The 14,600-nt window shown below is 66.3% G+C and carries 11 protein-coding genes; 7 read left to right on the forward strand and 4 right to left on the reverse strand.

Annotation, left to right across the window (positions count from 1 at the left end; genetic code table 11):
* Positions 1-13: 13 nt before the first annotated feature.
* Together ACOCMM_RS17730 and ACOCMM_RS17735 are read left to right on the forward strand one after the other, a co-directional pair.
* A complete protein-coding gene (locus ACOCMM_RS17730) occupies positions 14-1,405 on the forward strand; it encodes an ABC transporter substrate-binding protein (RefSeq protein WP_419554455.1) in 1,392 nt (463 codons plus the stop codon).
* Between the two features lie 58 nt (positions 1,406-1,463).
* Positions 1,464-4,304 (forward strand): ABC transporter permease subunit, encoded by a 2,841-nt coding sequence (locus ACOCMM_RS17735; protein WP_419554456.1) that lies wholly within the window; start codon positions 1,464-1,466, stop codon positions 4,302-4,304.
* 26 nt (positions 4,305-4,330) lie between these two features.
* Here ACOCMM_RS17735 and ACOCMM_RS17740 read toward each other — a convergent pair whose 3' ends face one another.
* Both ACOCMM_RS17740 and ACOCMM_RS17745 read right to left on the reverse strand, forming a co-directional pair.
* Positions 4,331-6,724 (reverse strand): xanthine dehydrogenase family protein molybdopterin-binding subunit, encoded by a 2,394-nt coding sequence (locus tag ACOCMM_RS17740; RefSeq protein ID WP_419554457.1) that lies wholly within the window; start codon positions 6,722-6,724, stop codon positions 4,331-4,333.
* 68 nt (positions 6,725-6,792) lie between these two features.
* The gene (locus ACOCMM_RS17745; RefSeq protein ID WP_419554458.1) at positions 6,793-7,560 is read right to left on the reverse strand and encodes an SDR family NAD(P)-dependent oxidoreductase; all 768 of its coding nucleotides are present in this window, start codon (positions 7,558-7,560) and stop codon (positions 6,793-6,795) included.
* A 188-nt stretch (positions 7,561-7,748) separates the two neighbouring features.
* On the opposite strand from ACOCMM_RS17745, the gene ACOCMM_RS17750 reads away from it, so the two are divergent.
* Both ACOCMM_RS17750 and ACOCMM_RS17755 read left to right on the forward strand, forming a co-directional pair.
* Entirely contained in the window at positions 7,749-8,426 is a 678-nt protein-coding gene (locus ACOCMM_RS17750) for a metal-dependent transcriptional regulator (protein WP_419554459.1), read from the forward strand.
* A 243-nt stretch (positions 8,427-8,669) separates the two neighbouring features.
* Positions 8,670-8,936, forward strand: a complete 267-nt coding sequence (locus ACOCMM_RS17755) for a (2Fe-2S)-binding protein (protein WP_419554460.1) — start codon at positions 8,670-8,672, stop codon at positions 8,934-8,936.
* A gap of 50 nt (positions 8,937-8,986) precedes the next feature.
* Here the strand turns inward: ACOCMM_RS17755 and ACOCMM_RS17760 are convergent, their stop codons facing one another.
* Positions 8,987-10,711 (reverse strand): HNH endonuclease signature motif containing protein, encoded by a 1,725-nt coding sequence (locus ACOCMM_RS17760; RefSeq protein ID WP_419554461.1) that lies wholly within the window; start codon positions 10,709-10,711, stop codon positions 8,987-8,989.
* A 195-nt stretch (positions 10,712-10,906) separates the two neighbouring features.
* Between ACOCMM_RS17760 and bfr the strand changes: the two genes are divergently transcribed.
* The 3 genes from bfr to ACOCMM_RS17775 all read left to right on the forward strand — a co-directional run bounded on the left by bfr (position 10,907) and on the right by ACOCMM_RS17775 (position 13,561).
* Positions 10,907-11,380, forward strand: a complete 474-nt coding sequence (gene bfr / locus ACOCMM_RS17765; protein WP_419554462.1) for a bacterioferritin — start codon at positions 10,907-10,909, stop codon at positions 11,378-11,380.
* 72 nt (positions 11,381-11,452) lie between these two features.
* Positions 11,453-12,277 (forward strand): sterol desaturase family protein, encoded by an 825-nt coding sequence (locus ACOCMM_RS17770; RefSeq protein ID WP_419554463.1) that lies wholly within the window; start codon positions 11,453-11,455, stop codon positions 12,275-12,277.
* 30 nt (positions 12,278-12,307) lie between these two features.
* Positions 12,308-13,561 (forward strand): hypothetical protein, encoded by a 1,254-nt coding sequence (locus tag ACOCMM_RS17775; protein ID WP_419554464.1) that lies wholly within the window; start codon positions 12,308-12,310, stop codon positions 13,559-13,561.
* Here the strand turns inward: ACOCMM_RS17775 and ACOCMM_RS17780 are convergent.
* Positions 13,521-14,546, reverse strand: coding sequence for a methyltransferase domain-containing protein (locus ACOCMM_RS17780; RefSeq protein WP_419554465.1), 1,026 nt, complete (start codon positions 14,544-14,546; stop codon positions 13,521-13,523). The two genes, ACOCMM_RS17775 and ACOCMM_RS17780, sit on opposite strands and share 41 nt — an antisense overlap.
* Positions 14,547-14,600 lie beyond the last annotated feature (54 nt).

Genomic DNA, 14,600 nt, shown 5'->3' on the forward strand with positions numbered 1-14,600 from the left:
CGTCGTGGACCTCATGACATCTCGACTGTCTCGACTGTCTCGACTGCTCGCACTGCTCTTCGCCTTCGGCCTCGCCGCTGCCGCATGCGGCGGCTCCGACGACGGTGTCGCCGCTGAAGAGCCTGCAGCCACCACCGAATCCGACGTTGGCGCCGACACGACAGACGCCGAAGTCACCACCGACGACGGCGACGGCGCAGCTGACGCCTCGGCGGGTGATGGCGGTGATGGAGCCGGCGACGGCAGCGGTGACACCTCAGACGACACGACTGCCGTCGACCGCACGGGCGAAGTCATCAAGGTGGGCTACGTCAACAACGAGGGAGGCGCTATCTCGCTGCCCGAATTGCGAGTCGGCGGTGAGGTGGCAATCCAGACCATCAATGAATCCGGCGGGATCAACGGGGCGATGATCGAGCCGATCGTCTGCCTGTCCGACGGCACGCCTGAAGGTGCCATCAACTGCGCCATCAAGCTCATCGAGGAAGACGTCGTCCTCGCCTACATGGGACTCGAACTGTCCTCAGAAGCAGCGATCCACCTGTGGCTCGACGCCGGTATCCCCTATGTCTCGTCAAACTCGTGGGGCCCCACCGAGAGAAACAGTCCTGGCGCGTTCCTGCTGCACGCGGCATCCGGGGCCTACGCCGTGGGCCCGGCCAAGACGTTCAAGGATCTGGGCATCGACCACATCGGCGTGATCACCCAGGACTCGCCCACCGGCTTGGACTTCCTGGACAACATCATCGGGCCCGTCCTCGAACACAACGGGATCGAGATGGTGCGCATCGTGGTCGATTCCTCAGCACCCGACTGGACCGCCGCAATCGCGGCGGCGCAGACGGCGGGCGTCGAAGGACTCATGGGCCAGCTGGACGAGTTCGGCTGTATCGGCATGGTCGGGTCGGCTGCCGCGAGCGGCTTCGACAAGCCGATCTTCGCCGGCTCATGCACCATCTACATCGACCTGCTGGGTCCGGCCGCACTGGGCACCTACACCCAGGGCGACCAGTGGATTCCGTCGATCCAACAATTCGCACCACCCGAGATCGCGGAGCGTCTCGAGGCATTCAGGGAGGACATGACAGCCGCTGGTTACGCGAACATGATCGACGGCTTCGCTGTGGCCCCGTATTCGGCGTGGCGCGAGCTGGAGTTCATCCTGGAGACCATCGAAGGCCCGATCACGCCCGAGTCGATCATTGCGGCCTTTGGCAATGCAGGCGAGACCCCTGGCTGGTTCGGTCCCAACCTGCGTTGCGGCCAAGCGCCATGGCCAGCGGAGTCCTCGCACTGCACGTCGGAGATCATGGTCTGGCAGATCCAAGAACGCGATGACGGAACGGTGGGCCGGGTACCGATCGGCGGTGGTTTCTTCGACGCCTATTCCTACAGCGGCTTCTAGACGCGAGACGCCCTGAGACGCGCAGAGCAATCAGACATGAGGGGTCGGCCCGACTGAAGTGCAGCAGTACCTCCTCTTCGCAATCGTCGGGCTGGGATTCGGCAGCATTTACGCGGCGTTGTCGATGGGCGTGGTCATTACGTACCGGGGCACGGGCATCATCAACTTCGCCACCGGCGCGATGGCGATGTGGGGGGCATACGTCTTCGAGGAGCTGAGCCGCACAGGCGACCTCGTGCTGCCGGTCATCGTCGTTCGGCACCGCGTCAGCCTGGGCGGCAGCTCAGGCTCGGTGCCGTTTCCGGCAGCGATCGTGCTCGCCGTGCTGTCGTGCAGCCTCATCGGCCTGATGGTGCATTTTCTCGTGTTCCGGCCGCTGCGACGCGCCCCGATCCTGGCGCGAGTCGTGGCGTCGGTCGGCGTGCTGTTGGTGATCCAAGCGATGATCGTGATGCACTTCACCAGCTCGGCTCGCATCGTCAGCCCGATCCTGCCGAACGAGCCCGTGAGCTTCGCCGGCATCAACTTTTCACGCGACCGCCTGTGGCTCACCGCCGTCGTGTTGGTAACTGCCGCGTTGGCATGGGCCTGGTTCCGGTTCACTCGCCTGGGCCTTGCCACTAGGGCGTCCACCGAGAATGAGCGGGCCATCAGCCTCGCCCGCTACTCGCCGCAGGTCCTCGCCGGCTCGACGTGGGTGCTGTCAAGCACGATCGTCGGCTTCCTCGTCATCTTGACGTCGCCGCTTGTGACCTTGAATCCCTTGACCTACGTGCTGGCCATCGTGCCGGCGCTGGCCGCTGCGGTCATCGGCCGGTTGTTGTCCATCGCCATCACGGTGACGGCCGCGTTCGGCCTCGGCATCTTCCAGTCGATCGTCGTCTACCAGACCACCAATCCATGGTGGCCGGACTGGGCGATCACCGGGCTGTCCCATGCGCTGCCGTTCGGGGTCATCGTGATCGCCCTGTTCGGCTTGGGCCATTCGCTGCCGACCCGAGGTGCGGTCGAAGCTGATCCCCTGCCGGAGGTGGTCCGGCCACGGATGCGCCCGTCAGTGGTGGTGCTGGTTGCGCTGGCGGCAGGCGTGTTGACCGTCGTGACCCACGGCAGTTACCGGCTGGGCGTCATCACCAGCATGATCATGACGATCGTCATGCTGTCGCTGGTGGTGCTGACGGGTCTGGTCGGGCAGATCTCGCTGGCCCAAGCTGCCATCGCCGGGGCTTCAGGTTTCGCGCTCAGCAAGCTGGGCGACTCGATGGGCATCCCGTTTCCCATCTCGCCGCTGCTGGCGACTCTCATGGCGACGGTCTTCGGTGTTCTGGTCGGGATTCCAGCCCTTCGCATCCGGGGTGCACAGCTAGCCGTGGTCACCTTGTCGGGTGCCGTCGCGCTCGAGGAGTTCGTCTTCCGCAATCCCTCCATCACCGGTTTGTTCGGAAACCCCATTTCGGATCCGTCCTTGTTCGGGATCAACCTGGGGGTGCGCGAGGGGCGGAACTTCGCCCGTTTGGAGTTCGGGATCCTCGTGCTCATCGTGGTGACCGTGTGCGGCGTCGTGGTCGGAAATCTTGCCCGAAGCGCCACCGGGCGGCGATTCCTGGCAGTGCGATCAAACGAGCGCGCTGGCGCCTCGGTCGGGATCTCCGTTGCCAAGACCAAGCTGCTGGCGTTCGGGATTTCCTCGTTCCTGGCCGGCGTGGGTGGTGCGTTCATCGGCTACAGCCGAGGCCAGCTGTCTGCTGAGAGCTTCGCAGTGCTGGTCGGCCTGAGCTTCTTGGCACTCGCCTACCTGTGCGGCATTACCAGTGTTGCGGGGGCAATCATCGCCGGGATCTTTGCGCCCCTCGGCATCGGCTACGTCGTGGCCGACCGCGCGGCATCGCTGGGGAGGTGGTACCAGTTCCTGGCTGGCATCGGACTGGTGCTGACCGCGATCTTCTTCCCCGAAGGCGTCGCCGGTGCATACCGCCAGAACCTCGCAAAGTTCAGGGCCATGCGTTCCGCGAGGCGTGCCGTCAGGGCCGTCCGTGAAGGCGGCGGCAGCACGGCTGAACTCCCCGGCGCCGCCCCGACCCTCGTCGATTCTCCCGCGCTTATGGCAGACGACGCGCGCCCCGCACGCCCGTCGAGCTTCGATGCGGCACCGACGGTGCTCGCCGTCGAAGACCTCACGGTTCGATTCAGCGGTCTGACGGCTGTGGATGGGGCATCGCTGCGTATCCGTGAGGGCGAGATCGTGGGGCTGATCGGGCCGAACGGCGGCGGCAAGACAACCGTGGTCGACGCGCTGACCGGTTTTGTCCCTTCGCAAGGGCGCATCACCTTCAACGGGCAGGAACTGGCCCACCAAGCGCCGCACCAACGGGCGCGACTTGGCCTGACGCGGACGTGGCAGTCGCTCGAGTTGTTCGGCGACCTGTCGGTGCGCGAGAACGTTCAGGTCGCAGCCGAGCGGTCTTCGATCCGTGCCGTGCTTGCCGACATGGTGGTGCCGACGCGACCCGCAGACGAGTCGCAGGTAGACGAGGCGCTGGAACTTGTGGGTCTGGTCGGTGACGCCGAGGCGCGGCCCCAGAACCTGCCGCTCGGTCGCCAGAAGCTTGTCGGTGTCGCACGGGCGCTGGCTCCGGGGCCCCGCGTTGTGCTGGCCGATGAGCCTGCCGCCGGCCTGACCAACACCGAGAGCAGGGCGCTGGGCCGCCGGCTGACCGACGTGGCGTCGGGCGGCGTGTCGATCCTGTTGATCGACCACGACATGGGCCTCGTCCTGGAAGTTTGCGACTACATCTACGTGCTCAAATTCGGCCAGATCATCGCGGAAGGCACGCCGGCGGAGATCCGGGTCAACGAAGCCGTCGTCGATGCTTACCTCGGCTCAGGGGCCAACGCCTGAGCCGCAGCGAGAAGCACGCGTAGCGGCTACTGGCGTGCGGCAGCCAGCGCAGCGTGGACGCGAGCAGGGCTGAGCGGCAAGTCGTCGATCGTGATGCCGTAGGGGGCGAGCGCGTCACACACCGCGTTGGCGATTGCGGCGTACGGGCCGAGCGTGCCGCCCTCGCCCACGCCGCGGATGCCGTTGAGGTTGTGGGCGGGATCGGCGATGTGCCCCAGCTCGATCGGCGGCACACGGTCCGCTGAGATCGCCAGGTAGTCCATGAACGTGCCCGACAGCAGCTGCCCGTTGCCGTCGTCGGTGAAGTGCTCGTACAGCGCCCCGCCCACGCCCTGGACAATGGCGCCTTGCACCTGGCCGTCCACGATCATCGGGTTGATCGTCCGCCCGGTGTCCTCCACGCACACGATCCGGCGCACTTCCACTTCGCCGGTGTCGGGATCCACCTCGACGATGGCGGCTTGGGCGCCCGCGGCGAAGGTGCCGGTGATCGGGTCGTAGAAGCGGGAGGCTTCGAGGCCAGGCTCGGTGCCGGGTGGCAGGCGCTGCGGCTCGAAGTAGGCGACGCGAGCCACCTCGGCCACCGTCACGCCGACCGCCGGCGCATCGGCTGTGTGGATCAGGCCGTCGTCAATGGTCAACCACTCCGGCTCGGCTTCGAGCAGGTGCGCGGCGATGGTGAGCATCTTGGCTCGCACGGTGCGGGCTGCGAGGGTTGCGGCCCCCGAGCCGATGACTCCCTGGCGGCTGGCGAATGCTCCCAGCCCGAAGGAGATCCGGTCGGTATCACCCATCTCTACGGACACGTCGTCGACGTCGATGCCCAATTCGGCTGCCACCACCTGGGCCATCGTGGTCTCGAGACCCTGGCCTTGGGAGGTCACACCCATCGCAGCGGTGACCGCACCGGTGGGGTCGATGCGCACGCTGGCCGACTCGTGGCCGGTGCGGAACGGCAGCCGTGGCCCCGCGGAAGCCTTCTGGCCCAGACCGGTCAGCTCGTTGTAACAAGCGAAGCCGATGCCGAGCAGCCGGCCGTCGCCGCCTGATGCCGTAGATGCCCGCTGCAGAGCGCGGAACTCGTCGTACCCCACACGCTCGACGACTCCTTCGAGACAGTCGAGGTAGGTGCGCGAGTCGTGCACCAGCCGGGTGGGTGCGACATAGGGCAGGTCGTCGGGTGTCACCAGGTTCTTGCGGCGGATGTCGAGCGGGTCGAGGCCCAGCGCCGCGGCAGCGTCGTCGAGCAGGCGTTCCATGACGAAGACCGTGGCGGGCCGCGCCACACCTCGATAGGGACCCGTCGGCGTGGTGTTGGTTGCGACACCCAGCACGTTGCAGCGGTAGTGGCCGAGCTTGTAGGGCCCGGTCAGCAGCCCGCCCGCCATGAGCGGCTCGACCCCTGCGGTCCACGGCGGCGCGCTGTATGCACCCACGTTGGCGTGCAGCACCGCGTCGACGGCAATGAGCGTCCCGTCAGGATCAAAACCGGCCCGCACTGTGTAGTGGTGGTCGCGGGCGTGCAGGGCGGTCAGCAGATGTTCCGAGCGTGTCTCGATCCAGCCGATTGGGCGTCCGAGCCGTCGCGCCAGCTGTGCAATCGCCAGATCTTCGGGATACAGCACCGCCTTGATGCCGAAGCCGCCGCCCACGTCGCCGACAAGCAACTGCACCGCGCTGTCGGGCACGCCCAGCACCTTTGCGATGCCGTTGCGGTGAAGGTGCGGGACCTGCGAGGTCGCGTGCAGCGTCAGCTTGGTCCGGTCGCTGCTCCAGCGCGCCACCGCGCCACGGCCTTCCATCGGTGTCCCGCCGTGGCGGTTCGTGCGGTACTCCCGCTCGATCACCATGTGCGCGTCGGCGAGTGCCCGGTCGACTTCGCCGGCGTCGAACAGCCTCGTGACGATGAGATTGTCGGGAGCGAGGTCGTGCACCGGATCGGCCGGATCGGCGGCCGCAGCGACCGCGTCGACGTGGCAGGTCAGCTCGGCGTAGGTGACGTCCACCAGTTCTGCGGCGTCGGCCGCCAACGCTGAGCTCGTGGCGACGACGGCGGCTACCGCCTCTCCCTGGTAGCGGACCTTCTGCGCCGCCAGCACCGGCTGGGGCGTGGCGATGTGGGTCCGCAGCGCTGACTCGGCCACCAGCGCCATGGGGGCAAAGTCCGGGTCGGAACCGGTCGCGATGTCGACCACACCGGGGGCGTCGAGCGCAGCGGAGGTGTCGATGCTCACGATGCGGGCGTGTGCGACCGGGCTGCGCACGAACGCGACCGCGAGCTGTCCGTCGTAGCGGACGTTCGCGATATAGCGGCCCCGGCCCCGCAGCAGTCGCGGATCCTCTCGCCGCGGGATCGACTGGCCGAATGGGTCGCCCTCAGTCGGCGCTGTCTCGTCCAGTCGGAACGGCTCGTCTGCCACGCTTTTTTCTCCTCGACCGACGTCCGACCGGCTGCGCGGGCGCGAGCCGGGTAGACGAAATGGGTCGTCTAGACCATTGAGTAGCCGCCGTTGACCGAGATGGTCTGGCCGGTCGTCCAACCCGACAGCGGCGAGGCCAGCAGCAGCACCATCGGCGGCACGTCGTCGGGAACGCCGACCCGGCGCAGCGGGTACATCTTGGCGATGCGGGCCATGCGCTCGCCGTCGGCATTGCCGGTGTGATGGGCGAATCGCTCCGAGCGCACCAGGCCAAGCGACACCGTGTTCGCTCGGATCCCGTTGCGGCCGAATTCCTTGGCCACCGACTTCATCAGGCCCATGGTGGATGCCCGTGTCGTGGCCACGGCCGCCAGGCGGCTTTCGCCCACCCGACCCGAGTCGCCCATGAGCGACACGATCGATCCTGCAATATTGGCGGCGACCATGTGCCGCACAACGGCCTGGGTCATCCGCATCATGCCCATGACGGTCACGTCAACCATGCGTTGGAGCTCGTCAGGGTCAATGTCGATGAACGGTCCCGTGTCGGTGTACGCGGCGTTGTTGACCAGCACGTCAATGCCGCCGAATTCGCTCACGACCTCGTCAACCGTGCGCTCGACGTCTTCCTGGCTGGTGACATCGCATCGCACGGCGAGCGCCGCCCGGCCGGCTTCCTGTGCTGCGGCGGCGCCCTTCTCGGCCCCTTCGCTCGACGCGTGGTAGGCGAAGGCGACGTTGGCGCCCTCGTCGGCGAACGCAGCAGCGATGGCCAGGCCGAGTCCCTGGCCTGCGCCTGTCACCAGGACGTTCTTGCCTGCCAACTGCAAATCCATCACGCGCTCCGTTTTTCTCCGGCCGTCGGGGCCGAACCGCTGCGCCAGTCTGCCCCGGCCGGAACGTGAGCGCCCGCGAACCTTGAGGCCGTACTGGTGCGACGGCAAAGAACTCTGCCCCGGCGAACGCACCAGCTACCCGCAAACCCGGTGCAGCGGGTCTCGGGGTCACAGCTATGGTGGCGACCATGGGGTACACGCCGGTGGAATACCACCCTGCTTTCGAGGAGTACTCCGAGACGGTGTACGAGCTGGAAGAGGACGGCGTCGAGGTCATCCAGGCCCGCATTGCCGAGCGGCTTGAAGTCTCGCGGCCCGCGGTGTCCGAGATGATCCGGCGCATGCAGCGTGAAGGCCTCGTCAAGGTTGACGACGATGCCCACATCACCCTCACCGACGAGGGCCAGCAGATCGCCACGACGGTCGTGCGCCGGCACCGGCTGGCCGAGCGGTTCCTGACCGACATCTTGAAGCTGAGCTGGGCCGATGCCCATCACGAAGCGGGCCGCTGGGAGCACGTGATCTCTCCTGTCGTGGAGCGGGCGATGATGCACGTGCTCAACGACCCGAACACCTGCCCGCACGGCAATCCCATCCCCGGCTCCGACTACGTCGCGCCGGTCAATGCGAAGCCGCTCGCCGACGTCGGGGCGACCGGTGGTTTCATCGTGCAACGCATTCCCGAGGAACTCGAATTCGAACCCGGACAGCTGGAATTCCTGGAACAGTCGGGGCTGATGCCGGGCCGCACAGGCACGCTCATGTCAGTGTCGCCCGACGGCACGGCCACGGTGGAGATGGTTGAGGGCACCGTGGGCGTCAGCGCCTACACCGCAGCCCGGATCCTGGTCACTGCGAACAACTGAGCAGCGGCGGAACGCCTGAACAGCAGCGCAACGCTCGAACAGCAGCGCAACGCTCGAACAGCAGCGCGAAGGTCCGAACAGCAGCGGAACGTCCGACCAGCGGCAGCGCGAACGCCTGCGCAGCAGACAGATCGAGCGCCGGTCGAGTGATGCTCCGATGCCGGTACTTGGGTGTCGGTGCTTGTGCGCGCCGCGTTAGCGGTGCCTAACATTGAGCATCAAGGTTGCGTGTACCGCTCGCAGGTGCCCGCTTGTGCAGAACTGGAGATCGTTGCTTCGATGATCATCTGCCAGTGTCTCGCCACGAACGAGGCCGCTATCCGGCACCTCGTTGCACAGGGCGCAACGACAGCGCTCGAAATAGGTGCAGCGTGCGGTGCCGGCACCGATTGCGGCAGCTGCGTTGGCATGATCCGCGCCGTGCTCGAACAGTGCAGGCTTGAGTTGATGGATCCCGAGCACACGGCGGTTCACTCGATCGCTTTCGACACCATCGCCGTCGGCGTCTAGCACTGCGTCAAGCGACGCATCTGCCGGCGACGATGTGTCGCCGCGCTGCATCAAGGCGGCGCTCTCGGGACGCACGTGTCGTCGGGGTCGGTGCGAGGTTCGGTGGTCCATCGGCTGGTGGTGGGGTGCCGGAGGAGGCGCTGGTTGTTCTTGTGGAGATGGTTGTGGCAGTCCCCGCAGAGGGCGGCGAGATTGTCGGTGTCGGTGCTGCCGTTGTCGGCGTGCCATTCGTCGATGTGGTGGAACTTGCAGCGGTGCATGGGGGCGCGGCACAGCACGCAGCCGCTGTCTCGTATCGCTATGGCGAGCTGCTGGGCGATGCTGGCGTGTCGGCGGCCGCGCCCCAGCCACAGCACCTGTCCAGGTCCACCAAAGATCGCGCCGCTGATACGCGTGTCCGGCGACAGGTTGTTCAAGATCTCTGGCGGGACGGGTCCGGTGCCGAGCACTTCACAGAGCCCGTTGGGTTTGGTGCCGTCGATGACGCCGATGTCGGCGATGATCACGAGCTGGTTGGGTGCTTGGGAGGGCCGCCACCGCTCAACCGAGCGACCCGCAGTGCCCACAGGCACGACATCGTCGTCCCCGCCAGGACCGCCGCCGCCCTGGTCGCGCTCGGTTTCGCTGCGCGGACGGTATTCGGCATCGCCGTGAGCACCGTGGCTGGCAGCGCCGCCGTGAGCATCGTGGCTGGCAGCGCCGCCGTGAGCATCGTGGCTGGCAGCGCCGCCGTGAGCATCGTGGCTGGCAGCGCCGTCGTGGGCATCGTGGCTGGCAGCGCCGTCGTGGACCGATTCGGCGTCGCTGTCGGCGTTGTGGGTGGTGTCGCTGTGCCTGCGCTGGGCGCGGGCGGCGGGGTGTCCGATGGTGGCTAGGGCGTTTCGGTCGGTGAGCATCTCGAACACGCTGTCGGCGAGGCGCTGGCGGTTGTCGCGTATCTGGGCTGGGGTGCCGTCGCGTCCGCCGTCTTGGCGCCACAGGGCGTCGTTGTAGTTCTCGACTGCTTGGAGCACCAATGCGTAGCTGATCGGGTCGAACCGGGCGTTGAGCACGCCCATGCCGGTGGCCTTGTCGACGAACAGCGCCGCGGATCGGTCGCGGCGTTGGCGGTCCAGCACGGTCCGGGCGGAGTCGGGGTCGTGGTGGGCTGCGAAGCTGCGGGCGTCGTGGCGCAGCGTCTCAGGCGAGACCTCTCCAGCGGCGCGCAGCAGCTCTGCGGCGTCGTTGACGGCTTGGGGGCTGGTGCGCCGGGCGGTGTCGGCGAGCACTTCGGCGTGCTCCGCGGTGAGCTCGCCCGCGGCGAGGCCGCGTGCCACGTTGGGCATCTGGGCGACCTGTTCGCTGACCTGCACGGTGCGCTTGGCAGCGCGCCCGCTCGCACGTGCCTGGTCGCGCAGCGCCGTGCGGCCCGAGCCGGGACGGGCGGCTTCCAAAGCAGCGGTCGCTCCCAGCAGCAGCGCTTGTGTCGCTGAGCGCAAAAGCCCGGCGGCGGCGATGACCTGGATGAGCGTCTCGCTGTCTGCGTCACCCAACGGCACCCGCGACGCCCCAGCGACCACGTCACGCGCCCCGCACAACACCGACAACACCGACCCGACAGGCGACACCGACCCGACAGGCCACACCGGCTCAAGCGACGACACCGGCTCAAGCGACGACACCGAACCGACAGTCGGTGCCAGCCCAGCCGACACCGCCCCGACAGCGTCGCCCGGCGGCACCGAGCCTGTCGGCATTCCCTCCGCCAAACCGCTGCGAACGTCTGTGCGCTTCATGACAAGAACCATAAACACACGGTGTCACATCAAAAGCAGCGTCACGACGGCCACCACGGCCGAGCCAGCAGCCGAAACCGGGCCCAACCCACATCGCCACAGGCCTGCTTCCCTCACCGCGATTCGTCAACCCGGTGCACGGCCGCAGCGCAATCTCATGCCGGTCTTGTCACAACAGGCGCATAGAGTGGTGCCATGCAGGGATCACCCGAGGTCATTGAGTTCTTGAACGAAGCACTGACGGCCGAGTTGACGGCCATCAACCAGTACTTTGCAGCCTCGAAGATCGCCGACAACTGGGGTTACGGCCGGCTGGCCTCGAAGTACCACGAAGAATCGATCTCCGAGATGCGTGACGCCGAGAAGCTGATTGAGCGCATCCTGCTGCTCGACGCGCTCCCCAACATGCAGCGCCTCGGAACGGTGATGGTCGGTGAGACCGTGCCCGAGCAGCTCTCGCTGGATCGACAGCTCGAGGAACACGCCATCGAGCGCTACCGGGCGGGCGTGCGGCTGTGCCTGGAAGAGGGCGACGCAGGCACCAGGGAGTTGCTCGAACACGTGCTCGCAGGCGAGGAAGAGCACCTCGACTGGATCGAGACCCAGCAGAGCCTCATCGATGACATCGGCGTCGAGCGGTACCTGCTCAGCCAGATCGGCGCCGGCTAGATCTGTCGTGACAGACTTTCACCGAGGATCCGCGACAGACATGACGGTGCCACAGCGTGTGGATCAGCCCGTGTGAGGGATGTCGACTGGGACCTTCTCGCTGCATGCGTCGGCGGTGCCAGCTTCGTGGGCCTTGCCGTCTATCACGCCGTGGCCGGCTACCTCCACTACCGTTACTACGTCCGCCGGCGCGACGCACTGGAGTCGTGGAAGCTCCAGCCAGAGCGCTTCCTGACGCCCGAGCTTCACCGCCTTGCCATTCGGTCCGGCACTAGGAACATGGCTCTGAGCGGTGTGCTGACCGGCGTTCTGGTCTACGCCATCGTCAGCGGCAGCTTCGACCCGCCGATCTACACCGAGATCGCTGGGGCTTCCGGCTGGGCGTACACCATCGGCTCGACCGTTCTGCTGTTCGTGCTGATGGACTACATCGCCTACTGGGTGCACCGCGCGCTGCACACCAGATTGCTGTTCAGGCGCTTGCACCGCTTTCACCATCGCTTCGTCGCGACTACGCCGTACGTGGCGATCGCCTTGCACCCGGTCGAACTGCTAGCACTGCAGGCGGCCACGCTGACACCGCTGCTCGTCATCCCCTTTCACGCAGCGTCGGTCGCCGCAATCCTGCTGTACATCCTCGTGTACAACGTCGTGGACCACTCCGGTGTCAGGCTGACCTCGGCGTTGCCGTGGCAGCCCCCCTCCCGGTTCCACGATGACCATCACGCCTGGGTCCATGTGAACTTCGGACAGCATCTGATGATCTGGGACCGTCTGCACGGCACGCTTCGCAGGCACGGCAGGCGCTATGGCCCGGAGGTCTTCGGCGGGCGCGGCGAACGCGATCGCAGCGACGCCGGCGAGGGGCGTGGTCTCGAGCCGTTCATCAGGTACTGACAGGCCAGGTGCTGGCAGCGTGTCCCGACAATGAGAACTCTCCCGTGGGATGCGTCGCCGCATCTACCATGGAAAGTGTTCACCAGCCCTGCTGAGCAGTGGGCCGCGCAGCCGACGTTCCTGATCGGGGAATACGTCATCATCGGGTGCGCCGTGCTCGCCTTGGTCCACGCGCTCCGTTCTGGGCGCGCCAATTGGTTCATCTGGGCTGCCGCACTGATCGCCGGCACGGCCAACGATCTGATCTTCATTGCGTTGCCGCTGGTGGACAACTTCTGGCAGGCGCAGGCGAGCATCATGCTCACTCCACGGCTGCCGCTGTACATCCCGTGCGTGTACGTGCTGTTCATGTATTGGCCGACGGTCGGCATCCGGCGGCTGGGCTTAGGGCGCTGGTCTGCGTCGGCACTCACCGGCCTGGTCGCCTGCCTGTTCTATGCGCCCTACGACATCGTCGGCGCAAAGTTCCTGTGGTGGACCTGGCATGACACCGACCCCGCGATAGCGGAGCGGTTCTTCGGAGCTCCTCTCAGCAGCAGCCTGTGGGTGCTCACGTTCACGGGCTCGTTCGCGCTGGCGATCGATCTAGTCGTGCGTGACAGGAACGTCACCCGCACACGGTTCTTCACGGGCCTCGCGCTGGCTGCGTGCCTCATCACTCCGACGATGATGGCGCAAATGTTCACATTGCAGTTGACCGACGGCGGCACGCCTGGCTATGCGGCGTTCGGCGTCGGCGTGGCCATTTACGGCATCGTGGCATTGGCACAGCGCAGCCGTTCGGGCCCGGGCAAGCTCGGTGTCGACTGGCTTGGGCGCGTAGCCGCCGTCTATTTCCTCATGCTCGCTTTCAACATGACCTTCTTCGCACCGCAGTCCCATGTGAGCGTCGGCATTCACCAGTTGCCCGGCCCTTGCGGCGTCGAGGAGTCCGACATCACTGGTGGGACGCGCGAGAAATACCTCTGCGTGTCGGACTACGACGAGGACTACTCGTTCGACTGCGCCACGCCGCCGGCGCACGGGGCTGAGTGGTACACCGTGTGCGGCAGGGAACACTCCAACCACCCGGCGTATGCCGCAGTCGTCGGAAGCCTCGCGCTCACGGGGATCGTGGTGTTCACCGTGTTGTTCGGCGCGTGGGGGCGCGGCAGCGAGCCGCAGAGCGCGCCTGAACGCACAGGCCATCGTCGCGTGCAGTCAGCGACCGCACGGCCGTCCGTGCCGGGACACTCGCGAGGGGTTACGCCGGCTTGCGCACCACCACGAAGTGCATCGGGGTAAAGATCTGCAACCGGCCGGATTCTGCGAGTGCCGCCGCACCGATATTGAGAATTCTCGACGCTCCTGGTGTGCCTCGTGGCACCACCCGGAGAGCCTCGAGCAGCCGCAGGAAATGGTAGGTCGCCGACCGTCCGAGGCGCGAACTCCTGAGGCTCACCAGCGACAGGCCGGTGCCGACCAAAGGCTCATACCACGGGATCGAGGGACCATTCTGTTCGGCCAGGTCGCGGGCTTCCAGCGATTCAAAACCCACCTCTTGCAAAGCGCTGTCCACTTCGTGTGTGGAGGGGATGTCTTGGAGCCCTCCCCCCAGCTCGATGTCGTTCTTGATCTGCTGATGGTGCGAATCCTGCGGGTCAAACCGATCGGTGACGCACCACTCGTGCGAGGCGAAGCAGCCGCCGGGCTTGAGCAGGCGAAAGGCTTCTGCGAACACATCGATCCGGTCAGGTGCATGACACGTGGAGTCGAACGCGTACAAGGCGTCGAATGACTCGTCCGGCTGATCGATGTCGGTGAAGTCGGACTCCATGTAGGTGACTGCGTGGCTCAGCTCGGCATCCTCGGTGTACCTGACAGCGCGCTTGATCTGGTAGGCGCTGATGTTGACGCCCACGATCTGCGACCCCGAGATTCGTGCGATCTCCCGCGCTGGGCCACCCACACCGCATCCCAGATCTGCCACACGCATGCCCGGCCGCAGGCCAAGAGTGAGTGCGAAATAGTGCTGATGACGCGCTATCGATTCACGGAGACTCTCGCTGGGTACCCGCGGCGCAAAGTGGAATGACTCGCCCCAGCCGTATTCGTACAAGTCGGTGGCGAGATCGTAGTAGTTCTCTACAAAACCCCAATGGTCGGTGACGCGACGATCTCGACCATTGCGGCGACCAAACTCGAAACTGCGTTCGTGCGATTCGACGCTCGACTTCACAGCCTCGGGATCGAATGATCGCTTGAGAATTTGAGAGAGCCGCGTCGGCATGAGTCGTGACCCGATCTGATCCAGGATTCAGCACAGCGCAGGCTAGCGGCATGC

This window comes from Candidatus Poriferisodalis sp. (assembly GCF_965198245.1).
GTDB lineage: Bacteria > Actinomycetota > Acidimicrobiia > Acidimicrobiales > Poriferisodalaceae > Poriferisodalis.

Bases quoted from the DNA above. Each gene is read 5' to 3' on its own strand.
- ACOCMM_RS17775 (WP_419554464.1), top strand. From the start codon at position 12,308: ATGAGAACTCTCCCGTGGGATGCGTCGCCGCATCTACCATGGAAAGTG.
- ACOCMM_RS17750 (WP_419554459.1), top strand. From the start codon at position 7,749: ATGGGGTACACGCCGGTGGAATACCACCCTGCTTTCGAGGAGTACTCC.
- bfr (WP_419554462.1), top strand. From the start codon at position 10,907: ATGCAGGGATCACCCGAGGTCATTGAGTTCTTGAACGAAGCACTGACG.
- ACOCMM_RS17760 (WP_419554461.1), bottom strand. From the start codon at position 10,711: ATGAAGCGCACAGACGTTCGCAGCGGTTTGGCGGAGGGAATGCCGACA.
- ACOCMM_RS17730 (WP_419554455.1), top strand. From the start codon at position 14: ATGACATCTCGACTGTCTCGACTGTCTCGACTGCTCGCACTGCTCTTC.
- ACOCMM_RS17780 (WP_419554465.1), bottom strand. From the start codon at position 14,546: ATGCCGACGCGGCTCTCTCAAATTCTCAAGCGATCATTCGATCCCGAG.
- ACOCMM_RS17745 (WP_419554458.1), bottom strand. From the start codon at position 7,560: ATGGATTTGCAGTTGGCAGGCAAGAACGTCCTGGTGACAGGCGCAGGC.